This window comes from Aquiflexum sp. TKW24L, assembly GCF_023502205.1.
GTDB lineage: Bacteria > Bacteroidota > Bacteroidia > Cytophagales > Cyclobacteriaceae > Cognataquiflexum.
Window position 1 is genome coordinate 24,655 of the sequence record NZ_JAMFLG010000027.1, and the last position, 22,984, is coordinate 47,638.

Annotated in this window: 17 protein-coding genes; 11 read left to right on the plus strand and 6 right to left on the minus strand. The window is 43.5% G+C overall.

The features are described 5' to 3' along the window. Positions 1 to 146: 146 nt before the first annotated feature. Positions 147 to 1,094, plus strand: coding sequence for a polysaccharide deacetylase family protein (locus tag M3O96_RS16090; protein ID WP_249722267.1), 948 nt, complete (start codon positions 147 to 149; stop codon positions 1,092 to 1,094). Positions 1,095 to 1,164: 70 nt separating this feature from the next. Here the strand turns inward: M3O96_RS16090 and guaB are convergent, their stop codons facing one another. Next, positions 1,165 to 2,643 (minus strand): IMP dehydrogenase, encoded by a 1,479-nt coding sequence (gene guaB / locus M3O96_RS16095; RefSeq protein WP_249722269.1) that lies wholly within the window; start codon positions 2,641 to 2,643, stop codon positions 1,165 to 1,167. Positions 2,644 to 3,083: 440 nt separating this feature from the next. Here guaB and M3O96_RS16100 point away from each other — a divergent pair, with 440 nt between their 5' ends. The 3 genes from M3O96_RS16100 to M3O96_RS16110 all read left to right on the plus strand — a co-directional run bounded on the left by M3O96_RS16100 (position 3,084) and on the right by M3O96_RS16110 (position 7,437). Then, complete coding sequence (locus M3O96_RS16100) at positions 3,084 to 4,148, plus strand: NAD-dependent epimerase/dehydratase family protein (protein ID WP_249722271.1); 1,065 nt, start codon at positions 3,084 to 3,086, stop codon at positions 4,146 to 4,148. Positions 4,149 to 4,243: 95 nt separating this feature from the next. Further along, positions 4,244 to 5,827: a glycosyltransferase family protein gene (locus tag M3O96_RS16105; protein WP_249722272.1), complete on the plus strand. Its 1,584-nt coding sequence runs from the start codon at positions 4,244 to 4,246 to the stop codon at positions 5,825 to 5,827. Between the two features lie 77 nt (positions 5,828 to 5,904). Then, positions 5,905 to 7,437: a glycosyltransferase gene (locus M3O96_RS16110; RefSeq protein WP_249722273.1), complete on the plus strand. Its 1,533-nt coding sequence runs from the start codon at positions 5,905 to 5,907 to the stop codon at positions 7,435 to 7,437. A gap of 86 nt (positions 7,438 to 7,523) precedes the next feature. On the opposite strand, the gene M3O96_RS16115 is transcribed toward M3O96_RS16110, so the two are convergent. The 3 genes from M3O96_RS16115 to M3O96_RS16125 all read right to left on the minus strand — a co-directional run bounded on the left by M3O96_RS16115 (position 7,524) and on the right by M3O96_RS16125 (position 10,086). Then, positions 7,524 to 8,285: a hypothetical protein gene (locus M3O96_RS16115; protein ID WP_249722274.1), complete on the minus strand. Its 762-nt coding sequence runs from the start codon at positions 8,283 to 8,285 to the stop codon at positions 7,524 to 7,526. Beyond that, complete coding sequence (locus tag M3O96_RS16120; RefSeq protein WP_249722275.1) at positions 8,282 to 8,722, minus strand: ABA4-like family protein; 441 nt, start codon at positions 8,720 to 8,722, stop codon at positions 8,282 to 8,284. Before M3O96_RS16120 ends, M3O96_RS16115 begins: the two co-directional genes overlap by 4 nt. A gap of 173 nt (positions 8,723 to 8,895) precedes the next feature. Continuing rightward, positions 8,896 to 10,086, minus strand: coding sequence for an RsmB/NOP family class I SAM-dependent RNA methyltransferase (locus M3O96_RS16125; RefSeq protein WP_249722276.1), 1,191 nt, complete (start codon positions 10,084 to 10,086; stop codon positions 8,896 to 8,898). Between the two features lie 119 nt (positions 10,087 to 10,205). Here M3O96_RS16125 and prfA point away from each other — a divergent pair, with 119 nt between their 5' ends. The 5 genes from prfA (at position 10,206) to M3O96_RS16150 (ending at position 17,113) form a co-directional block, all read left to right on the plus strand. Further along, entirely contained in the window at positions 10,206 to 11,282 is a 1,077-nt protein-coding gene (gene prfA / locus M3O96_RS16130; protein ID WP_249722277.1) for a peptide chain release factor 1, read from the plus strand. A gap of 293 nt (positions 11,283 to 11,575) precedes the next feature. Further along, entirely contained in the window at positions 11,576 to 12,118 is a 543-nt protein-coding gene (locus M3O96_RS16135; protein WP_249722278.1) for a GNAT family N-acetyltransferase, read from the plus strand. Between the two features lie 33 nt (positions 12,119 to 12,151). Beyond that, on the plus strand, positions 12,152 to 13,291 hold the full coding sequence (locus M3O96_RS16140; RefSeq protein WP_249722280.1) for a BamA/TamA family outer membrane protein: 1,140 nt from the start codon (positions 12,152 to 12,154) through the stop codon (positions 13,289 to 13,291). 72 nt (positions 13,292 to 13,363) lie between these two features. Next, a complete protein-coding gene (locus M3O96_RS16145; protein ID WP_249722282.1) occupies positions 13,364 to 15,859 on the plus strand; it encodes a TonB-dependent receptor in 2,496 nt (831 codons plus the stop codon). A gap of 6 nt (positions 15,860 to 15,865) precedes the next feature. Beyond that, the gene (locus tag M3O96_RS16150; RefSeq protein WP_249722283.1) at positions 15,866 to 17,113 is read left to right on the plus strand and encodes a carboxypeptidase-like regulatory domain-containing protein; all 1,248 of its coding nucleotides are present in this window, start codon (positions 15,866 to 15,868) and stop codon (positions 17,111 to 17,113) included. 127 nt (positions 17,114 to 17,240) lie between these two features. On the opposite strand, the gene M3O96_RS16155 is transcribed toward M3O96_RS16150, so the two are convergent. Both M3O96_RS16155 and M3O96_RS16160 read right to left on the minus strand, forming a co-directional pair. Beyond that, on the minus strand, positions 17,241 to 18,485 hold the full coding sequence (locus M3O96_RS16155; protein ID WP_249722285.1) for a cation:proton antiporter: 1,245 nt from the start codon (positions 18,483 to 18,485) through the stop codon (positions 17,241 to 17,243). 9 nt (positions 18,486 to 18,494) lie between these two features. Further along, the gene (locus M3O96_RS16160) at positions 18,495 to 19,325 is read right to left on the minus strand and encodes a universal stress protein (protein WP_249722286.1); all 831 of its coding nucleotides are present in this window, start codon (positions 19,323 to 19,325) and stop codon (positions 18,495 to 18,497) included. Positions 19,326 to 19,565: 240 nt separating this feature from the next. Here M3O96_RS16160 and M3O96_RS16165 point away from each other — a divergent pair, with 240 nt between their 5' ends. Continuing rightward, positions 19,566 to 21,182 carry a M14 family metallopeptidase gene (locus M3O96_RS16165; RefSeq protein WP_249722287.1) on the plus strand — a complete coding sequence of 539 codons (1,617 nt, stop codon included), beginning with the start codon at positions 19,566 to 19,568 and terminating at the stop codon, positions 21,180 to 21,182. 12 nt (positions 21,183 to 21,194) lie between these two features. Next, positions 21,195 to 22,934: a M14 family metallopeptidase gene (locus M3O96_RS16170; RefSeq protein ID WP_249722288.1), complete on the plus strand. Its 1,740-nt coding sequence runs from the start codon at positions 21,195 to 21,197 to the stop codon at positions 22,932 to 22,934. Positions 22,935 to 22,984 lie beyond the last annotated feature (50 nt).

Below are 22,984 nucleotides of genomic sequence, written 5' to 3' on the forward strand. Positions count from 1 at the left end.
AAAATAAGATTTCCCATATTCTCCAAATATACAATTATCTAAAGAAGGAAATTTCGGAAAAATCACAGCAACAAAATAAGGAGATTAACAGATTCTATTTAATTTGAACATTGATATTCATTATTTTGATCAAAAATATTTTCATAATGGCCAACGCAATCCACTTTCTTTTTCTTTTGATTACCCTAAACTTGGTTAGGGATTTGGATTCCAGACCTTCCAATGGAAAATCTTACGATTCGAGACCCAAAGTCTCGTTCACTTTTGATGATGGATCGACCCGGGATATGCCTAATTATACTTTGGAAGAGTGGAATGAAATGATTCTTACCAACCTAAGAAAACATCAAGCTAAAGCGGTCTTCTTTGCTAATGTAGGACCATTACAAAATGAAAAAGGGAAATATGTTCTTTCTTCTTGGGACAAGGCAGGACACAAAATCGCCAACCATACTTATACGCATCCGAGATTCAGTGACCCAAAAACAACATTGGAAATGTTCAAAACGGAATTGCTTCGCAACGATTCTGTCATCCGTTCTTACCCAAACTTCTACCAATACTTCAGATTTCCTTACCTCAAGGAAGGCGAAACCAAGGAGAAAGTGGAAGGCTTCAGGGCTTTTCTGAAAGAAAAAGGCTACAAAAACGGCCATGTCACCATTGATGCCTCAGACTGGTATATCGCAAGCCGCCTTGTCGAAAGACTCAAGGAAAACCCACAGACTGATGTCAGCGCGTTCCGGGATTTTTACATCGAACACATGTTTGACAGGGCAGTGTTTTATGATGGATTGGCTGATCAATTGACAGGAAGGAAAATCAACCACACGATTCTCTTGCACCATAACCTGGCATCGGCGTTGTTTCTGGATGACCTGATCGCACATTTCAAGGACAAAGGATGGGAAATAATTGATGCAGAAGAGGCCTTCAAAGACCCGATTTTCAATGAAGTACCCATGGTGGTTCCTGCCGGGGAAAGTCTGATTTGGGCCCTCGCCAAGCAAAGCGGAAAGTATGACAAAGACCTCCGCTACCCTGCAGAAAACGGAGATTACCTCAAAGCAAAAATGGATAGCCTCGGACTTTGATCAAAATATAATTTCACAAAAAAAAGCGGTAGGTAAAACCCACCGCTCCATATGCTTCTTTTGGAATTGATTACATTTTTGCTGAATAATTCGGAGCTTCTCTCGTGATGCTCACATCGTGTGGATGCGATTCCTTGACACCGGCGGCAGTGATTTTGACAAACTTGCCATTCTTCTGTAAGTCTTCCACAGTCGGGGTACCACAGTATCCCATTCCTGCCTGCAGGCCTCCTACCAATTGGTATAATACTTCAGACACCAAGCCTTTATAGGCTACCCTACCGACGATTCCTTCAGGCACAAGCTTTTTGATGTTGTCCTCTGCATCCTGGAAATAGCGGTCTTTTGACCCAGATTCCATCGCTTCGAGCGAACCCATTCCTCTATAAGTTTTGAATTTCCTTCCTTCAAAAATCAGCATTTCACCGGGCGCTTCTTCTGTTCCTGCCAGCAAAGATCCGATCATAATTGATCCTGCACCTGCGGCGATTGCTTTGACCAAGTCTCCTGAATATCGGATTCCGCCGTCAGCGATGACGGGTACATTTCTTCCTTTCAAGGCTTCCGCACATTCGAAGACCGCAGAAAGTTGCGGAACTCCGACGCCTGCAATCACCCTTGTGGTGCAAATACTCCCCGGTCCGACGCCTACTTTCACTGCATCCGCACCCGCATCTGCAAGTGCTATTGCAGCCTCAGGAGTTGCAATGTTACCGACGATGACTTCCAAGTCGGGAAAAGCATCTTTGATTTTACGGCAGGCATCCATCACGCCTTTGGAATGTCCGTGGGCAGTATCGATAGAGACTACATCCACACCGGCATTCTTGAGGGCTTCGACCCTATCTACAATATCGGCGGTGACTCCGACAGCTGCCCCGACACGAAGTCTGCCAAACTCATCCTTACACGCAAAGGGTTTATCCCTTCTTTTTAAGATATCTTTGTAAGTAATCAGCCCCGTCAATTTGCCTTCCTCATCTACTATAGGAAGCTTTTCGATTTTGTATTCCTGAAGGACTTCTTCCGCTTGTTCCAATGAAATACCCGCTTTAGAAGTAATCAGGTTTTCACGGGTCATGATGTCCTTGATCTTTACATTGGGGTCTTTGATAAACCTCAGGTCTCTGTTGGTGATGATTCCTTTCAAAACCCTGTTTTCATCCACAACCGGAATCCCTCCGATATGGTATTCACGCATGATGGCTTCGGCATCTCTTACTTTGGATTCGATGTCCAGGGTAATAGGATCGAGAATCATCCCAGCCTGAGAACGTTTTACCTTTCTCACCTGAGCAGCCTGTTGATCGATAGACATGTTTTTGTGTATAAATCCAAGCCCACCTTCGAGCGCGATGGCAATAGCCAACTCAGATTCAGTAACTGTATCCATAGCAGCGGAAACAAGCGGAATGTTGAGTCTGATTTTTTTGGTGAGTTGGGAGGATGTATCTGTATTTCGGGGAAGAACTTCAGAATATCCAGGTACTAAAAGCACGTCGTCGTAGGTGAGTGCTTCAAAAAGAAATTTATTGGAATTAAGATTCATAGCAAATTCGGTTAGGTAACCCTATTTGCCCGTCAAAGATAAGAACATTTTCAGTTGTCGGTCAATTCGGTTTAAAAATAAATTGAAAAGAGACATTAGATGCAAGACACAAGATTCAAGACTTGGATCACCTTAGCTTCCATGGCAAGGAAGTGACATGGTAAATTGAAATCCTAAAGCCTGTCTGAAGAAAAGCCAGGCTTCCAATCGGAAAAGCATAAAGCTGTTCCATACTTCTGTACTCAATTAAACAGAACCATACTTAGGGACAGGTACTCGGAACTTTACGAAGGACAGAAATACGGCTTAATGAAACATCAATTAACAACCAGGTCATTCCTTTTCTGAATGTTTTTTTGGTAGCTAAACCTTGTTTTTTCAAAATTTCCTCTAAATTTAACTCAGTTTTTAAATATCCTCCACGTCTAATATAAGACTATATGAAGATTATCCTCGTCACAGGGGCTGCTGGACTGGTCGGTTCGGAAGCAGTGCGTTTTTTTTGTAATTTGGGATACACTGTTGCAGGCATCGACAACGATATGCGCCGCGTCTTTTTTGGGGACGAAGCTTCTACAGACTGGAACAGGCGTCAATTGGCCGAACAGTTTGGAAGCACCTATATCCACTACAGTGTGGATATCCGGGATCAGAAAGGTGTTGACAACATCTTCAGGGAATATGGAAAGGATATTGACCTCATCATCCACGCCGCTGCACAGCCTTCTCACGACTGGGCCGTAAAAGATCCCCATACCGATTTCTCGGTCAATGCCAACGGTACTCTTAACCTGTTGGAAGCCACACGGCAATTTGCTCCTGATAGTACTTTCATTTTCTGTTCCACTAATAAAGTATATGGAGATACACCCAACAGGCTACCTTTGGTAGAACAGGACCTGCGTTGGGAAATAGACGCATTCCATCCTTTTGCCCAAGGGATTGACGAAACCATGAGTATCGATCAGACCAAGCATTCGCTGTTCGGCGCATCCAAGGTCGCCGCAGATATATTGGTGCAAGAATACGGCAGGTATTTCTCCATGAAAACGGCCTGCTTCAGGGGTGGGTGCCTTACAGGTCCTAGCCATTCGGGAACCCAACTGCATGGCTTCCTATCCTACCTGATGAAATGTGCAATGACCAAAAAACCTTATACCATATTTGGTTATAAAGGCAAACAGGTCCGGGACAATATACACAGCTATGATCTGATCAATGCTTTTTATCATTTTTACCAGAATCCCAAGATTGCTGAAGTTTATAATATCGGCGGCGGCAGATTCAGCAACTGCTCGATGATAGAAGCCATCCAAATCTGCGAATCCATTAGCGGTAACAAACTGGAATATACCTATGCAGAAGACAACCGGATTGGGGACCACATTTGGTGGATCAGCCAAATCGGGAAGTTTGAGGACCATTATCCGGAATGGAAGCTGACCTATGACGTGCCCGGTATTTTGCAGGAAATTTTCCGAAATAATACCATTAGATGGGCATAATGAAGATTGACGTCATGCCAAACTTTCGAAAGTCCCTAAAAGAGGGACTCTTTCTCGGGGCCATACTAGTTTCACTAATCAGTTCCTGTATTATTATGGGGCGGAAGAAAATCTTTTGGAATGACGAGATTTATTCATGGTTCCTGCTCTCAGATCCATCCTTCCTGCACATGTGGGAAGCTTTTAGTGATCAGATCAACAATACCCCCCCCTTGTATTTTCTTATTGGCTGGCTCTGGGCGCAGATTTTTGGCGATTCGGCCTTATCCCTCCGCCTTTTTTCTGCTCTGGGAATCTTTACTGCATTAGTATTAATCTGGTTCATCCTACGTCGCTATTATGATTTTTGGCCGGTGGCTATCGGTTTAGCAATGGTTTTTTGCACGTCCCAATTGATCATGGAGCAAAATACGGAAGCCAGGATGTACGGACTGTATCTGGCAACCGCAGCATTGGCCCTTTTTGTGTATGATTGCATTTGCCGGACACTTGAGCCGAGAAACAAACTTCTACTAATTAATTTTTTGGCGCATGCCGCCTTGATCCACACCCATTTGCACGGGGCATTTTACAGCGGAACACTTTTGGTTGCTTTGATCGTTTATGACTTCTTTTTTAAGAAGCTAAGTTTAAAGGTTTATCTCACCATTGTCGGGAGCTGGTTCACCATTCTTTTGTATTTACCTGCCTTTTTTGTTCAGATCGGAGTAAGCAAACCCCAAGGATGGCTTCCAGAGCCGGTAGTAGGGGATTTGATAAATTTATTATTATGGCGCAATACTTTTTTAAATTACAACAGTTTATTTTTGTTGATTTTAATTACTGCTCTTGGGTATATTCTGATACCAAGAACACAAAACCCAATAGGCCAAAACAAGAAAAAACTTGAAGACACAAAGCATCTTTTATTGGCAGCACTGAGCTGGGTAGTCGTACCTATTGGGGTCTACTTACTTTCAAAAATCATGCAGCCAATCTTCTGGAGCAGATACTTTATGCCTACTGCTTTGGGGATAGGCATTATATTAGTGCACAGTCTCCATCCAATAATCAAAATTATGGGTCTACACGGGGAAGATTCCCCTAAAAGCGTCTTTTTCCTAAAGCGGTCGATGGGATATCGGATTTTTGTTTTACTTCTTTTCCTGTTTTTTTTGACGATCATTTGGATTCCATTAAAAAACAGTATATCCTTTAAACAAAATCCAAGGCTTGCAGAAAGTTCCATCATAATCAAAAACCATTCAGATCTGCCAGTAGTCTGCCAATTTTCCTATTTCTTCTGGGAAAATCATTTTTATGATCCTCAACCGGAGAAATTTTATTTCATTCTCGATGAAGAAGGGGCTTTGGCGGGGAAGAGCGGAATGTTTGGGGCTCAGGAATTTAAACACATGACAGCCTTTCTCAGAAAATATCCGGAACATCTCCATGATCAGGTTGTGGAAAGCGAAACTTTTTTAAGCCGCTTCGATCGCTTCATCGTTATGGACTATCTGGATTACGATAAAACTTGTCCTGAGAAAGTTAAGGGACTGAAGAAAGCAGAATCATGGAATGACATGCACTGTCCTCAATGGATGGAAAACAAAATTCTCCAAAATCCGGAATATAGGGTTACAGAGGTTGAACAAAACAAAGCTAACACTTTTTTATTGGTGGAGAGGGTAAAAAAGTAGTTGATTAAGGTAAAAAGAAAGAAACCCATATACCTTCAAAAGGCAGATTATTTTTTTATGTCAATAAAATATAATAATTGAAAGAAACCAAAAAAACAATGGAAGCTACAGCCCCGGTCAAAAAAGAGCCACTTTTCGATTTCCCCTTGTATCCATTGGGAATAAGGGAGACCTACCGCGATGAATATTGGAAGAAAAAAGATCCGATCTGCAAAGATCGACTCTGGTGGCGGGCACAAACCTTCCGGCATTTGGTACACCTATTACCGCATCAGAACATTTTGGAGTTGGGATGTGGAGCAGGACTTTTCACCGAGCAGCTGATGAAGGTTACGCGAGGGGAAAATCCCATTTCCGCCCTCACTTTTATCGAAGAAAACACCCGTCCAATCCATTTTACAGAATATGTGGAATTTATCAATGTATTCCAGCAACCGGATGCACTAGCGAACCGACAGTTCGATTTAATCGTGGCCATGGATCTCCTTGACTCCAAAAACTGTGCGTGGTTGTTGCAAAAAATCTATGACCTGCTCAAACCGGGTGGGCAAGTGATCTTTTACGAAAGCAATCCCTGGAATATAATGCTGAAGATCAGGGGACTATTTGGCAACCGAGATCCGCGAAACCTATTAAGCAGGCGGAAACTTTATGAACTGATCTCCGAAATTGGTTTTATCCGGGTTTTTGCGGTCTACAACGATTTCGTTTTTGCACCCCTGACGCCCCGCATTATCTGGGTTTTACGAAATCTGTCCATTATTCTGGAAAATACCTCCGGGGTTCAGACCTTGGCCGGTTCCATCCTATTGCGTGTACAAAAACCACCACGACAGGTTGAACACCCCATTACCTCCTTGGTAGACCATCCTCAATTGAAAGGTTCGGTTTCGGTGGTCATCCCCTGCCACAACGAGGAAATGAATATTCCGGTACTTATCGAACGATTGAAAGGTTTTTACGGTGAATATTTGTTCGAAATCATTCCGGTGGATGATAACAGTACGGACAGTACCGGTGCGATATTGCGGAAAATGTCAGAAGAAGACCCCCTCATTCGACCAGTATTTCGCAAACCACCGAACGGTGTGGGCCGGGCCATCAAGGATGGTATCGACGCTTCACGGGGAGCTTATGTATTGACCATGGATTGTGATTTTCAACATTTGCTACCCGAATTGCGCGACCTCTTCGATGCCATTGCACAAGGCTATGATGTGGCCGTCGGCAGCCGGTTTTCCCGGCATAGTGTATTGCTCAATTACCCGGTACAGAAAATTATTGCCAATCGTGGATTTCATTCCATCGCCCAAATTTTACTGCGGCGCAAATTCCGTGATCTAACCAACAACTTAAAGTTGATGCGCAGGGAAGTAGTTGACCGCCTCGACCTCACCCAGCCCGGTTTTTCGGTCAATGCCGAAACGGGCTTACAACCCCTGTTGATGGGCTTCAAAATCAAAGAGGTGCCCATCTCCTGGATCAACCGGACGCCGGATATGGGGGTTTCTTCTTTTAGGCTGATGAAAGTAGGGGGTGGCTATTGGGAAGTACTGAAACAATTGTGGCGGAAAAAGCGGGCCGGAGGATTTAAGGATAAGAAGATGTGACGGATTCACGCAATCCAAAACGATTAACAATTAGAATAAAGTGTCGATAACCCTTATCAATTCACCAAAAAACCACTACAACCCATTCAACCCCAAAACAATCCCCTCCCAGCCATGGCATTCCAAAGTGTTCCTAAAGAAAGAATTAAATAAATCGCTGCAAAAATATTTACTCTTTTGACATTGTCACGGGCATAAAACCAAGCAAAAAGCGGAACGGCTTGAAGTGCATGAAGCCCCAAAAAGTGGAATACCCGAAGGTCTCCATAGGTTTTTGCCCAATTGAGAAAGAAAATTCCTTCCTGACCATCCGGGGCACCAACGGTATGACTCAAGTTTCCCACCATCAGAAAACCTTCCAAACTCGCCACGACAAAAATCAACATCCCCAATTGAATGCCTCTTTTATAGCCTGAAAACAGGGATTCTACCTTTGCGAATAGAAGGTAAGCCCAAAATACCATACCGGTATTGATAAGAATGGCGATCCCCATAAGTTGAAAAAGAACCGCATTACCTATCGAACTGACATTGAAATGGGACAATTCTCCCCTTGAAGCCTGGTAAATGATGATCACCTGCTCGATCAACATCGCTGTGATGATGGTCAGTTTGATCTTTTGGACTTTCCTGATTTGAGGAAGATAAAATAGATACCAAGCCATCGTCCAAGAAAATATCCCGATTGAGACCGCGAACTTCATCGGCTTCATCCAGATATTGACTCCCATCAAAGTCCTGTCATCGAAAAAAGAGGTGACCAAAAGGACGAAAAATAGCAAAAAATTGAGAAGTCCAAACTGCCCTAGGGATTTGCTTCTCTTGAAAATATTTTTGACAAATATCATGGGTGGTAAGGACTCTGATTGAGTTGTTTGATTTTGAAAGCCCTGACCAGAAAGTATAACAACAAGCCAATAGGTCCCATCATAAAAGTTAAAATCAGACAGGGAAATACTTGCCATCGACTGATGTCCTTTTCCCATCCATCCTTGGCAATCCACATTCCGACAAACAAATCAAATGCGAGGTAATGGATCCATCCAGCCAACAATGCTTCATCGGATCCAAACAATAACCTGACCTCTGACAGGGTACTGAATCCCCCTTCTCCTCCTGTGAATAAGGCCGGGATGATGTAGAAAGCATAGGTCAGCGCCATCAAAATAAAAACCCCTGAAAAGAGGGTCTGATAAATCCATTTGCGGGGATAGAAGATAAACAGTGCAATCCATGAGAAAAAGGCCAAGGTGCTGGCCATGCCAAAAACAGCTTCTAGAGTCATGGGAATTAGAGGTTTGGTTATTTTAAATTTAGGAAAAATAATCCCGCAAAGTCGCAAAGTCGCAAAGAAAAAATAGTGGACTACTATAAAACAACATATCTATTGAATTGAATTTTAAAAAAAGCCCAATAAAGACTTTTTACAAAATAAATATTTTCTTATAAGATTTTTGCTCAGCTATTTCTCTTCATTTTCGCAATATAAAAACCATCATACCCGCTATCCTGGGCCAAAACTTTTTGGTCTTCTACCAATTCAAAGTTTTTGCCGTTTTCGGAAGCAAGGAACTTCTCAACCTGCATTTGGTTTTCTGTAGGCAGAATACTACAGGTCGCATAGACCAACAATCCGCCCGGCTTTACCATGCCGGCATAATTCTGAAGGATTTCCTGTTGGATGCCCTGCACCTTTTCTATAGACTCAGGAGTCAGTTTCCATTTGGTATCTGGATTGCGTTTCAATACGCCCAATCCCGAGCATGGCACATCCAACAGCACACGGTCAGCAGATTCCTTCAGTCTTTTGATGGTCTTATTTCCTTCGATGACCTTGGGTTCGATGATGCTGATGCCGTTTCTTCTCGCCCTCAGTTTGGTATTTTTCAGCTTCCATCCTTCCAGGTCCATGGACAGGATCCTACCTTTATTCTGCATCAGTGCGGCAAGATGAAGGGATTTCCCTCCCGAACCTGCACAGGCATCGATCACCCGCATGCCTGGTTCTACTTCCAAGGCTGCCGCCACGAGTTGTGATGAAGCATCCTGTATCTCAAAAAGTCCTTCTTTGAAAGCGGGATTTTTAAAAATATTCTGCCTTTTCGCAAGGACCAAAGCATCTTTGTAACCTTTTGGTGCAAAGGATTCTATGCCTTCTTCCGCAAGTCTATTCATGAGTTGCTCACGGGTCACTTTGAGCGTATTGACCCTGAGGACGACATCTGCTTCTTGGTTGAGGGTTTCGATTTCCTTCTCCCATTTGTCACCAAGCTGTTCAGCCCCCATGTCATCCAACCAATCCGGAATCGACTGTAGCACCGCCCTGTCTCTGATCCTGTCGTATTTTGCCAAGATGATTTTCGGATCCATGCCTTTGAATTCTCTCCAGTCCGGAAGTTCATTTCCCTGAAGCACCCAATAAGTCCCAAATAGGTGGTACAAATCATCCGAGGGACTTACCTCGTTGAGCAATCTCCACCAGCGCACCATTTCATAAGCTGACTCAGCGATAAATCCCCTGTCCCTTACACCCCATTTTGGATTGGATTTCAAAATTCTTTCTATCACCTTGTCTGCGTACCTGTTTCGGTTAAAAATCTCATCGATGGCTTCAATGACTGCACTGACGGTATTGGTGAAGAGTTTCATGGCAATTTTTTGTTTGAGGTCACAAAGATAACAGGATTCCGATGCCCGACAGGCAAAGGTTTAAAATCCCAAAACCGATATTTTTGTTAATTTTGCACCCGCTCAACAATTATTGATTTATGCTTGACAAACTACAAGCGCTGAAGGACAGATTTATAGAAGTAGGCCAGCTGATCATACAGCCGGACTCCATGTCTGACATGTCCAAGTACACCAAACTCAACAAAGAATACAGAGACCTCGAAAAAGTGGTGGACCTGTATGACGAATATAAGTTGGTCAAAGAGAATATTACCAGCACCAAGGAAATCCTCGACAAAGAAAAAGATCCGGACTTTCGGGAAATGGCCAAAGTTGAACTTGACGAACTGAAACAAAGGGAAGAGGAATTGGAGGAATCACTTCGTCAGCAACTTATCCCCAAAGACCCCAATGACTCCAAAAACTGTATCCTTGAGATCAGAGGTGGAACCGGAGGAGACGAAGCAGCGATTTTTGCAGGAGATTTGTTCAGGATGTACCAGCGTTTTTGCGAGAAGAAAGGATGGAAACTGACTGTGCTCGATCTGACTTTTGGTTCATCGGGAGGATATAAAGAAATCATCAGCACCATCACAGGCGATGATGTCTATGGGATGATGAAGTATGAATCCGGAGTGCACCGCGTGCAGCGTGTTCCCGCCACCGAAACTCAAGGCCGTGTCCACACTTCAGCCGCTACCGTCGCAGTCCTTCCCGAGATGGACGAAGTCGAGGTCAACATCAATATGAATGAAATCCGAAAGGATACCTATTGTTCTTCCGGTCCGGGAGGACAATCGGTCAACACGACTTATTCTGCGGTAAGGTTGACGCATATTCCCTCCGGACTTGTCGTGACCTGTCAGGATGAAAAATCCCAGATCAAAAACTTTGAGAAAGCCCTCAAAGTGCTCCGTTCCCGATTGTACGACATTGAATTGGATAAGCACAATGAGGCAGTAGGCGCTCAAAGGAGAACGATGGTCGGGAGTGGAGATCGCTCAGACAAAATCCGAACTTACAATTATCCCCAAAGCCGCGTCACTGACCACCGGATCAATAAGACCGTGTACAACCTCCCCGATGTGATGGAGGGAAATATTGAGGATTTTATCTCGGCCTTGCGTCTTGCAGAAAACCTCGACAGGATGAATCCTTCAGAAATGGAAGATTGAGAAAATAGTCAATAGGTATACAGTCCATGGTCGAAAGCAGGGGAAATTGAAACTCGAACCACATATAATTAATGGTTTTGGTTTGGATCGGGGTAAATAAAGATTATTTGAAATAATAGGGATATTTTCAGATAAAGCTAACAGGATGGTAAAAAGGGAATGATGATTGCCTAAAAACAAAAATCTAGCTTGTTATATCAATTCATAATTCCGCAAACTCAAAAAAAACATAAACTCTTTTTAAGGAAACTCAAAAAACTCCGTTATCTTAAAAAGTAATAATCTGCCACAAAATGAAGATTCAAGGAAAAGGAAATGTAAGCCTGGTAACATGGAATGATGGCCATTATCACAGCTTGTATCCTATCGCCAACAACCCAAATATCGCCAAAAACCTGAGGGATAGTTTTCCTTCTCCATATACCATCCACGATGCGCGCCATTGGATCGAGCACAACCAAAAATTCAACCCCCCCCAAAATTTTGCTGTAGAATTTGATGGTAAATTGGTAGGGTCTGTGGGTTGTGACATCGGCAAAGATGAACTCCGGACCAATATGGAAATCGGATTTTGGGTGGGGGAACCCTTCTGGGGAAAGGGAATCGCCACAGAAGCAGTGCAGTTGTTTACGGAATATGCCTTGGAAAAATTCCCTGCCGTCAAGCGGATTTACGCCCAAGTTTTTGATTTCAATGTACCTTCAATGAAGATTTTGGAAAGTGCAGGCTATGAACCTGAAGCCATCCTGAGACATGCCTTCATCAAAAATGGCAAAGTCGGTGACCTATTTCAGTACGTCATCATCAGGGAAGAAGTGGAAAAATTTATGGATTAAGGTTTTAAAAAACATTCCTTACTTTTGGGGCTGATGAAAACAGCCCTTTTTTTATTTTTTGTATTTTCCATGACCTTTTCCTTGGCTACCGCTCAAGACGTGAATGACACCATTCCTAAATCCGGTGGAATAGACAGGATTTTTGATTTGGGAGACCAGGTTATAGACCTTATCTCGGGTGAAAAGTGGGCTTTCATTCCTGCAGTGACTTATTCCCCTGAAACCAGATTAGGACTTGGCGTCCGCGCCATTCGGGTTTTCAAATTCAAAGGAGAAACCAATCCTAACCTCCGTCCTTCATCTATTCCGATCACACTTCTCTACACACTCAACAACCAAACGATTTTCACCACAGAACTCGATCTTTGGGCCAATGAAAACAAAGAATACTTAAATGGCCGACTAGAACTTTCCAACTTCCCGTTTAAGTTTTATGGCATTGGAAATGAACCTATCACCGAAGAGGGAGAATCCTACACGACCCGATTTGCCTATTTTCACCTGAATTACCAACGCAAAATTATACCAGGAATTTTTGTTGGGCCAAGATATGAATTCCGCATTGATGACATCTACAGGCGTGTTCCAGGCGGTTTATTGGAAACCAGCCAAGTGGCGGGATACGACGGGCAGCGGCTTTCTGGTTTGGGACTGAACCTCAACCATGATACCCGGGACAACATCTTTCAGCCCACCAAAGGATGGAACAACAGATTCAGCTGGATGGGGTTTGCTTCATTTTTGGGGAGCAACTTCAGCTTCAACCAATACACAGCAGATTTTCGAAAATATATCAAAACTACCGATACGCATGTTCTTGCCCTGCAATCGTGGTGGAGTTTCACCACCGGCAATCCGCCCTTTCAGCATATTTCATTGATCGGTGGAAGCGACCGGATGCGGGGATATTTTGAAGGAAGATACCGGGACAACCATGCCATGGTCCATCAGGCAGAATACCGATTGCCTGTCCACAGAAATCTAGGAATCGTACTTTTTGGACATGCAGGGCAAGTGGCACCGAAGATTGGGGATTTTGGGTGGAATAGATTCCGGTACGGAGCTGGTTTTGGATTCCGGTATAAGCTCAATGAGGAAGGGCTAAATATCCGATTGGACATCGCCTTTGGGGATCAGAGTGCATTTTATTTTGGGTTAAATGAGGTGATTTAAGGGTGAATTTTAAAGAAACTATTTTTTTACTCATCCGTTATTTTCTTATTTTAGGAAAACCTTTTTAGCCATATGAAAAAATGCGTGACCTTATTGCTCTGCTTTGGTGTATTTGCTTTTTTCAACTTCGGTCTTTTAGCCCAAACTCCCATAGAAAAATTGACCGCATCCTTCAAGGATTTTAACAGTACTTTCCCATGGGAAAAAGTCTACCTCCATACCGATAAGCCACATTATGTCCTGAATGACACCATTTGGATCAAAGCTTACGGCATGATTGAAAATGGAGGCGATGAGCCGGAAGCGACCAAATCTATTCCCCTCTATGTGGACCTGTACGATGCCAAATTCGAAAGATACATTGACCGCATCATCATGAGGTTGGAAGAGGGCAAAGGTCAGGGAGACATCGTCCTGCCAAAAGACTTAGAGCCGGGAGCGTACTCCCTTCGGGCATATACCCAATGGATGAGGAATTTTGGTGATGCAGCTTATTTCCATAAAGACATTTGGGTTGGCGAATTGGGTGAAGGTTGGGAATATGCGGGTTCGGATTCCAAATTGAATCTAGGCTTTTTCCCCGAAGGAGGAGATCTCGTAGAAGGAATCCAAAGTAAAATCGGTTTCAAAGCCACCGATGCCTACGGGCGGAGTACAGATGTCATTGGCTATATTTTGAACAGCCGGTCAGATACTATCCTGCGATTCCAATCCGAACACCTCGGAATGGGAAGCTTCGGATTTACCCCAAAAGAGAATGAATTCTATGAAGTTTATGCCAAATCACCTGAACAGGATTGGTCTAAATTTGCTTTAAGCAGAATCCAAAAGCAGGGCTATGTCCTTGATTTTGATCCTCTCTATTCGGAAGAAGAAATCAAAGTAGAGATCAGACATAATCTCGCTGCAGCCAATGAGGACAAGAAACTCTACCTCGTCGGACTGTCCAAAGGCCAAAAAGTATTTGAAAAGGAATTTGACGGAAAACAGGCTATCCATGAGACATTGATATCCAAAGACGACTTCTTTCAGGGTCTGATCACTTTTACACTCATGGATGAGGAGACCACACTTTTGGCAGAGAGACTGGTTTATCTTTTCCCTTTTTCCAAAGGAACTGCAATCTTCCAAACAGTAAAAGCTGAATATAAACCCAAAGAACGCGTCCAATTGAACATTGAAGTTCTGGATGAATTCCAAAGGGCTGTGGAAGGAAACTTCTCTGTATCGGTGACGGATGCCTATCAGGTCTTGCAGCCTGAAAATGCAGAGAACATCTATTCTTACTTTCTGCTGAGTTCAGAAGTCAAAGGAGAAATAGAGCAACCAGATTATTACTTCAATCCTGAAAACCCAAATGCTGAAAAATACCTCGACAATCTCCTTTTGACTCAAGGCTGGAGAAGGTTTTCTTGGAAGGATTTGGGAAGATTAAGCAGTCCGCCTACATACGGATTCGAGGAAGGGCTGACTTTGACAGGAAAAGTATATAAGGTGAATGAAAAACCGGTCGAAGAGCCACATGAATTGCGGATTCTTGTAAACCACAGGTTTGGAATGCCTATTGTCTATGAAGGAACGACCAACGAAATCGGAGATTTTTCTTTTGTTGGATTGGACTATTTGGATTCGGTGGGGATATACCTGCAGGCATTTATAGAAAGGGAAAAAAACAGTGGCAAAACTACCGAGGTAAAAAGAAATGAAGTTGCCATGAACATTCCGGGAAATCCCAAATTCCAAGAGAGAAACAAGGCCTTGCTTCCCTCGGGAGATAAATTTGAAGATTTTGACGAATACCTTGTATCTGTCAAAGAAGCAAAAAACATGATGGACCAATTCAGACTCAGCCAGGAAATCGAATTGGGAGAAGTCACGGTGACAGGGAAAAGAAGTTTGAAACCTGATAACCGGGCCATCCAATACAGTAATGCTCCCGATAGAACGATGCCTGTGACCAAAGAATTCTACTATTTTCAAAATGTTTTCCAGGTGCTTAGGGGAAGATTCCCTGGCGTCAATGTGGTAGGAGATGTATTTAGCATCAACCCACCTCCTAGTGTCATTATCAGAGGAGGAGGTGCCTCTATCGCCAACGCCGGAGGAGCAACTTTTTTCATCGACGGTATGAGGGCCATGCCTGGGATGGTAGCAGTTTTGCCGGTTTCGGAAATTGAAAGGATAGACGTACTTACGAGTCTTAGCAAAGGAGCTGTTTTCGGTGCGGACGGAGCAGGAGGAGTTATCAATATACTCACCAAAGCAGGAAATCCAAATTACAACTGGGAAGATGAACCCGTCACCGGCAACGCAACTATCAAATCCAAAGGGTATGTACCAATCAGGGAATTTTACTCTCCATCGGGAACTTATGACATCAGTGCTCCGATTGCGATAGACTTCAGGTCCACCATCTATTGGAATCCCAATGTGGTCACAGACGCATCAGGCAAAACGCAGATTGAATTTCTCCTGACCGAAAGTAAGCCTGAGATGTTTGTTGACCTCCAAGGAATCTCCAAATCCGGCGAACCTATCCATGCCACCTACAGATTCAAAGTGAAATAACATCAGATGTTGAAAAACAATCCCAAACCCATGCTTAGGATTTCTTTGATTTTTCTGCTAACCGTTTGGCTAGGAAGCAAAGATGCTTTTGGGCAGTATAGTCTCAAAGGAAGGGTGTTGGATGCGGAGACTTTGGAGCCTTTGCTTTTTGCCACTGTTTTTATCAGCAATTCCAGCATCGGTACTTCTACCAATAAGAAAGGGGAATTTGAACTGACTATCCCCGAAGGCAATCATGAACTTGTCATCTCCTATATTGGATTTCAACCTTTTAGCTATACCATTTCAACCAAGGTTTTGCGGAGTTTTTACGAATTCCGGATTTTACCGGAGACAATCGAACTGGAAGGAAGTGAAGTAAAAGAAAAAAGAGACAAAACCTGGTATGACAACTTGGAGGTTTTCAAGAAATATTTTTTGGGTAGTAGTGCCAATGCCAAGAGCTGCAACATCCTCAACCCCGAAGTGCTCATCCTCGATGGTGAAACTGATCCCAATTCACTGACAGCGCGTGCCAAGGATATTCTCGAAATCGAAAATCCTAACCTTGGCTATCAGATCAAATACGTCCTTACCGGCTTTGAATTTAATAAAACCAAAAATGAAGTGGTGTATGCAGGCTATCCATACTTTGTGGAAGAAAAACTCCCAAAAAGAAGGATCAAGAAAGTAACCGAGAGCCGTGAGAAAGCCTATTTGGGAAGTATGATGCATTTTATGAGGAGCTTGTATGAAGGAAACACAGAAAATTCAGGATACCGAATTTTCCCAACCCAAAAAGTCCCAAACATACCCGCTGAAATGAATTTGGAAATTATTGGCTATGGAAGTGAGGTAAAGTTGGATAAGGGAAAAGAAGAAAATGAATTGGCATCTTTAGATTCCATCGACATCCCATTCAATGACCCGATAGCAGCGGCTACACTGACCCAGTCTACAAAAGACGGGAAGGTATTTATCATCTACAATAAGCCTGTCTATATCCTGTATCTGCATGAGGAGGAGGAGTCTGCATTTTTTCCCTACAGTCTTCGCAATATCAATTTTTCAATCAAAAACCTCGGGGAGGCGGAGAGCATAGAATCAAGTGTCAAGGTGGCTCAGCTGAGCAAAATAGAAATGCGATCCAGGGCTGTACAGGTTTTTGACAACGGCAGCTACTTTCACCCCTTTGACATTTTTGTGCAGGGATATATGGGTTGGGAAAGAATCGGGGACCTGATGCCCTTGGATTATGGGATAGAGAAACAGTAATTCTCCTGCTTAATTCATCTCGATTTCTCTGGCATCATTGCCTAGATGCCAATCCTGAAGAATAGAATTTAAATTTTGCTGAGATGTGTTTTGATCTTGACTGATTGAAAACCTAAAATAATTCAGATCAGTTGACATTAATTTTATTTCTATCCAATGCCCACTTCATCAATGGTCCACTTGACATGCTGGTCACAATAGCCATGACCACCAATGCTACGAAAACCTTTTCATCGATCAGCCCATTTTCCAATGCAATCAAACCAAGTATAATTTCCATAGCTCCTCGGGCATTCATGCCAAATCCAACTGCCAAAGATTCTTTAAAATTGAATCCTCCTCTGGAAGCACCGTATCCACTTCCAATGATTTTTCCGGCAAAAGAAATTGCTAAAATGGCGAGTGTGAGGAGCAGCTCAAAATTGGTGAAGAAGTTAATTTTCAAGCCGATGGAGACAAAGAATAGCGGAGCAAAGATATTGTTGATAAACTGATGGACAATCTCCTTGGCTCGCTCAGACATGTGTTCTGAGTCTCCCAATGCCACCCCCAAAAGGAATGCACCAAAAATGGCGTGGATCCCAAGCCACTCGGTAAATGCAGCCGAGAGAAAACAAAATGCCATTGACAAGGAAAGCACTCCTCCCGGCCAAGCCAATTTTTTGTTGACCCATGGTAAAGCTCTGTTGATGATAAACTTTCCCAAAGTCAGCATAAAGAAAGTAAACAACAGGGTAATCCCGACAGTCTGAATCAGTGAAAGGTTTCCGCTTTTGCCCATAAAGGAAAGAATAACGGAAAAAATCAACCATCCAATGATGTCATTTACCATGGCTGAGGCCACGATCAGCATGCCCATTTTAGTCTTGAAGAGGTTGAGATCCATCAATATCCTGACCACCACGGGCAAGGCTGTAATCGACATGGCTGTCCCCATAAAGAGCGAAAATAATAACCTGTCGCCATCCGCCAATCCAAAGAAGGAGGAGAAGAAATAAGGGAAAACAAATCCAAGAATAAAGGGGACCACCAAACCCAATAAACTGATGCTCAATGCAGCCTTTCCTTGTGACCATACGAGATGCAGCTCCACCTCTAGCCCTGCAATAAATAACAAAAGCACCACAGCAATCTGCACAAAACCATCCAAAGCAAGGTTTGCATTGGGATTGCTCATAAAGAGGTATTCATGAAAATCAGGAATAAAAGTCCCCAAAATAGTGGGGCCTAAAAGTATCCCTGCTAGAAGCTCTCCGACAACTGCCGGTTGTTTGAACTTCTGTGCAATTTCTGCAAATACCCTTGCAAGCAATAGCATTGCCGCCAATTGCAGAAAAAGATTGACTACATCTTGATGTGATAAACTCTCCATGTAGCCGTGTTATTTTTTTAGTATAAGTAGATTGCAGGGAAGGTTGTTGAGGATTTCTTCGAGGTCATGTGGAAATAGCCGGTCCATAAATCCAAGTTTTCCTTCATCTCCCACGACCAAAAGGTCGGCATTGACATCTTCTGCAAACTTCGCCAGCTCAATCGCCCATTTGCCACAGGTAATTTTGACATTAACTTTTAAGTCACCTTTGTCTAGGGTTTTCAGGATATTATTGACATATTCTACCTCGTCAGCGACGAGTTTTCTGCGAGCAGAGGCAATTTCCTCTTCGTTTCCTTCTGCCGCTGTAGCCATTTTCAATCCATACATTTTGATTTCATTGACCACAAAAACCTGCTTGGCTCCATCAAGTTTACACCATTCAAGACCATTCTCAATTACAAATGGGGTCTGCTCCTGCTCCGTGCCGTTGATCACCACTTTTTCAAATGGGGTGGGCTTCTCGAGCGGTTCAATCAATGTCAATACAGAACATTTAGAATTTCGAATGATCTTTCTTGCTATAGTTCCTATATAATAGTTCAATAGGCTTTCACTTTTGAGAGCCCCGGCCACGAGAAGGTCTACTTTCTCTTCCTCGCATACATGAAGGATTTTTTTAGCCGGCTTGCCTTCTTCCCATCTTATCTTGACTTTTTCAATATCAAATCCATTTTTTTCAAGAATTGAATTCAAAATTTTAACCCTATCTTCTGTTTTTTCTCCAATATGAATCAGAACCAATTCGGCCTGATAAAGGTCTTTCAGTCTTTTGGATTCCGCAATCAATGCCTCCATTCTTGGAGAGAAAGCGATGGCAAGGGCTATTTTGTGAAACATACCTAGGGAATAGTGTTTGTGGAAAAATACCATTTTTTTTGACTAGGAAATAACTTTTTTCGCTTTGTTTTATAAATGGAAGAAATCTAGATTCCGCTTATCCATTTGGTAAACCTTTCAAATCCACGCAAACCAATAGGACGAATCGGCTTTTATTTAACGGTTTAAATTTTGTAACATAGCATCACAAAAGGCACCTTGAGTGTCTTTTTTCTTTAAGAATTAAACCTGATATACTTTATGAAGAAAATGTATCTATCGTTGGTTTTAGGGACGGGATTACTGTTTTCCGTTCACTCGACCGCGCTGGCGCAGGGGGATTATCCCACACTTGGCCAGATTACCCAAAGGCTGCAAGCCATTTCCGGCAGCGGAAGTGCCGCCAAACTCAGTTCCCTTACCAAAACCGAAGGCGGAAAGGACATCTGGGTACTTAAAATCGGTACCGGCGACCTGGACAACAAGCCCGCCATTGCCGTAGTTGGCGGGGCAGAAGGCTTTCATGTCCTCAGTGTCGAATTGGCCCTACAGTTTGCTGAAAGATTGCTCAGGGATCATAAATCAGCTTTGGACCAAAACACTTTCTACATTTTCCCAAACATGTCTCCTGATGCTTATGAGCAGTACCATGCTTCTCTGAAGTATGAAAGAAGAGGCAATGCCGCCAAAATCGACCACGACCGTGACGGACAGGTTTCAGAAGATGGTTATGAAGACCTCAACAAAGATGGACTCATCACCATGATGCGCGTCGAAAGCCCGATGGGCGAATACATGGTCAATGAAAAGGATGAAAGATTGATGACAAAGGCCGACCGGTCCAAAGCCCAAAAAGGCAATTACCTGATGATGCCTGAGAGCATGGATAAGGATAAGGACGGTAGCTTTGGAGAGGATTTGGTAGAAGGTATTGCTTTCAACAAAAGCATGACTTACAAATTCCCAATCTTCCAACCGCTCGCAGGAGAAATTGCAGTATCACAGGTCGAAAGCCGCGCATTGCTCGATTACCTTTTCGATCAGTGGAACATCTTCGCTTTTGTGACTTTCAGCCCGGCTAACAACCTCTCCGCTCCCCTGAAATACAATGCTGGAGATGCCAAGAAAAGAATCATCGCTTCCATGTTGGAAAAAGATGTAGCCATCAACGGCATGGTTTCGGGAATTTACAATGAAACGATCACCCAAAAGGCATTCAACCAAACCAATCAAGGTACTGATGGAGACTTTTTCCAATGGGCATATTTCCATTTTGGAAGACTCAGCTTCAGCACACCGGGATGGTGGGTTCCTGAGGTAAAAGGCGAGGAGGGCAAATCCAACAGCAATGCAGAGGCAAACTTCCTTGCTTGGGCAGCTAGCGAGAACCTCAACAATGTATTTGTGCCTTGGGCACCTGTGACCCATCCGGATTTCCCGGGTCAGAAAGTGGAAGTAGGAGGCATCAAACCTTTTGTGATGTACAATCCACCATTTACCAAAGTGGATTCCATTGCGATTGAGCACACGGATTTCATTTTGAAATTGGCCGCATTGAGTCCCAAGGTGGAGTTTCACAATGTCAAATCCGAAAAACTTGGAAACGGGTTGACAAGGATCACTGCTGATTTATTCAACAATTCTCCCTTACCGACACATTCAGAAATGGGTGAAAAATCACGTTGGCTGAGAAAAATCCGGGTAGACATCAGCAAAGACGCTGCTGACCTTGTTTCGGGTGAAAAAATCAAGCTTATCGATAAGCTAGATGCCTATGGCAAAACCACTTTGTCTTGGGTGGTCAAAGGGAGCGGCTCCGTGGATATCAAAGCCGGGGCAGCGCACACCGGAATCGCCACACTCAATGTGAAACTCTAAACCGACAAAAAAATGAAATTCAAAAATTGGATATATACAACAGCCTTAGGACTGGCAATCAGTTTTACAGGCATTCAGGAGACTAGCGCACAGGAGAAATATTTCCGCGCCATCGGTACTCCGCACAATCCCAAAGTTCCCGTTTCCTGGAACAGGTACCATACCAACCTTGCTTTGGAAGAAATCATGAGGGACATGGCCAAAAAGCATCCTGATCTTGTGAAGCTCGAAAGCATGGGGAAATCTTACCAAGGCAACGACATTTGGGTACTGATCGTCACAGACTTCAAAGCTGGTAAAGCCGAAGACAAGCCGGGCATGTGGATCGATGGCAATATCCACTCCAACGAGATTCAGGGAACTGAATTCACACTTTATACAGCTTGGTACCTTTCTGAAATGTACGGAGAGTTGGAATTTATCACCCAATTGCTCAAAGACAAAACCTTTTACATTGCGCCTACCATCAACCCTGATGCGCACGATAACTTTATCAAGGAACCAAATACCCAAAATTCTCCAAGGTCAGGGATGATCAATATGGACGATGATGGCGACGGAGTGATCGGTGAGGATCCTTTTGACGACATCAACAAGGACGGCCACATCACCATGATGATCCGCAAGTCTCCGACAGGACGCTATGTAAAAGATCAAATGGATCCAAGAAAACTCATCATGGTCGCCCCTGATCAAAAAGGAGAATATGAAATGCTAGGTTATGAAGGCATAGACAATGATGGTGACGGTTTTGTCAATGAAGATGCGATCGGTTATTATGACCCGAACCGTGACTGGGGATGGAACTGGCAGCCAGATTATGTGCAGCGGGGAGCTTGGAAGTATCCTTTTAGTGTGCCTGAAAATAAGGCAGTGATGGAATATGTGATGAAGCATCCCAACATTGCCGCCGCCCAAAGCTACCACAACTATGGTGGCATGATCCTGAGAGGACCAGGAGCAGAGGAAGACCTCGGAACATACAACCAAACTGACATCAGAATCTATGATGCCATTGCCAAAAAAGGGGAGGAATTCATGCCGGGGTACAAATACCTCGTGGTGTACAAAGACCTTTATTCCGTATTTGGGGGTCAATTGGATTGGTTTTATGGAGGAAGAGGAATCTTCACCTATTCCAACGAATTGATGACATCGTATCTCTATGTGCACAAAAATGCAGGAAGAGGCAATCAGGATGAACAGATGATGGTGGATACTTATTTGACTTTTGGCGATGCATTCGTCAACTGGGCAGAATACGACCACCCTCAATATGGCAAAATAGAAGTCGGTGGATTCAAGAAAAACTTTGGCCGTCTGCATCCGGGATTCCTCTTGGAACAAGATGCGCATAGGAATGCCGCCTTCACCATTCTCCACGGATACCACACTCCAAAACTCAGCGTGATGGATGTCAAAGAAGAAGACCTTGGAGGAGGATTAAAAGCAGTGACGGCAACGATCTACAACGAAAGGTTGATCCCAACACACTCCAGTCAAGATCTGAAATATAAAATCGAAAGACCTGATTATGTCAGCATCACCGGTGCCAAAGTAGTGGCAGGTTTTGTGGTCGACAATGAGGACTTCAACAGACTTTCAGAGCAAAAGGTAAATCCTGAGAAAATCTCCGTTGCCAATATCCCTGGAATGGGTGCTGTAAAAGTGAGATGGATCGTCTCCGGCAGCGGCAACTACAGTATCAATGTGGATTCTGCCAAAGGTGGAAAAGCAAGCTGGAAGAAGTGATTTTTGAAAGTCCATAGTCGACGGTCCACAGTCAACTGTGGATTGTCATT

What these genes read in the sequence shown, in the direction of transcription:
- guaB (WP_249722269.1), bottom strand. Translation starts at nt 2,643, where the DNA reads ATGAATCTTAATTCCAATAAATTTCTTTTTGAAGCACTCACCTACGAC.
- M3O96_RS16105 (WP_249722272.1), top strand. Translation starts at nt 4,244, where the DNA reads ATGGGGCGGAAGAAAATCTTTTGGAATGACGAGATTTATTCATGGTTC.
- prfA (WP_249722277.1), top strand. Translation starts at nt 10,206, where the DNA reads ATGCTTGACAAACTACAAGCGCTGAAGGACAGATTTATAGAAGTAGGC.
- M3O96_RS16125 (WP_249722276.1), bottom strand. Translation starts at nt 10,086, where the DNA reads ATGAAACTCTTCACCAATACCGTCAGTGCAGTCATTGAAGCCATCGAT.
- M3O96_RS16145 (WP_249722282.1), top strand. Translation starts at nt 13,364, where the DNA reads ATGAAAAAATGCGTGACCTTATTGCTCTGCTTTGGTGTATTTGCTTTT.
- M3O96_RS16135 (WP_249722278.1), top strand. Translation starts at nt 11,576, where the DNA reads ATGAAGATTCAAGGAAAAGGAAATGTAAGCCTGGTAACATGGAATGAT.
- M3O96_RS16100 (WP_249722271.1), top strand. Translation starts at nt 3,084, where the DNA reads ATGAAGATTATCCTCGTCACAGGGGCTGCTGGACTGGTCGGTTCGGAA.
- M3O96_RS16150 (WP_249722283.1), top strand. Translation starts at nt 15,866, where the DNA reads ATGTTGAAAAACAATCCCAAACCCATGCTTAGGATTTCTTTGATTTTT.
- M3O96_RS16160 (WP_249722286.1), bottom strand. Translation starts at nt 19,325, where the DNA reads ATGTTTCACAAAATAGCCCTTGCCATCGCTTTCTCTCCAAGAATGGAG.
- M3O96_RS16155 (WP_249722285.1), bottom strand. Translation starts at nt 18,485, where the DNA reads ATGGAGAGTTTATCACATCAAGATGTAGTCAATCTTTTTCTGCAATTG.
- M3O96_RS16090 (WP_249722267.1), top strand. Translation starts at nt 147, where the DNA reads ATGGCCAACGCAATCCACTTTCTTTTTCTTTTGATTACCCTAAACTTG.
- M3O96_RS16165 (WP_249722287.1), top strand. Translation starts at nt 19,566, where the DNA reads ATGAAGAAAATGTATCTATCGTTGGTTTTAGGGACGGGATTACTGTTT.
- M3O96_RS16115 (WP_249722274.1), bottom strand. Translation starts at nt 8,285, where the DNA reads ATGATATTTGTCAAAAATATTTTCAAGAGAAGCAAATCCCTAGGGCAG.
- M3O96_RS16120 (WP_249722275.1), bottom strand. Translation starts at nt 8,722, where the DNA reads ATGACTCTAGAAGCTGTTTTTGGCATGGCCAGCACCTTGGCCTTTTTC.
- M3O96_RS16140 (WP_249722280.1), top strand. Translation starts at nt 12,152, where the DNA reads ATGAAAACAGCCCTTTTTTTATTTTTTGTATTTTCCATGACCTTTTCC.
- M3O96_RS16170 (WP_249722288.1), top strand. Translation starts at nt 21,195, where the DNA reads ATGAAATTCAAAAATTGGATATATACAACAGCCTTAGGACTGGCAATC.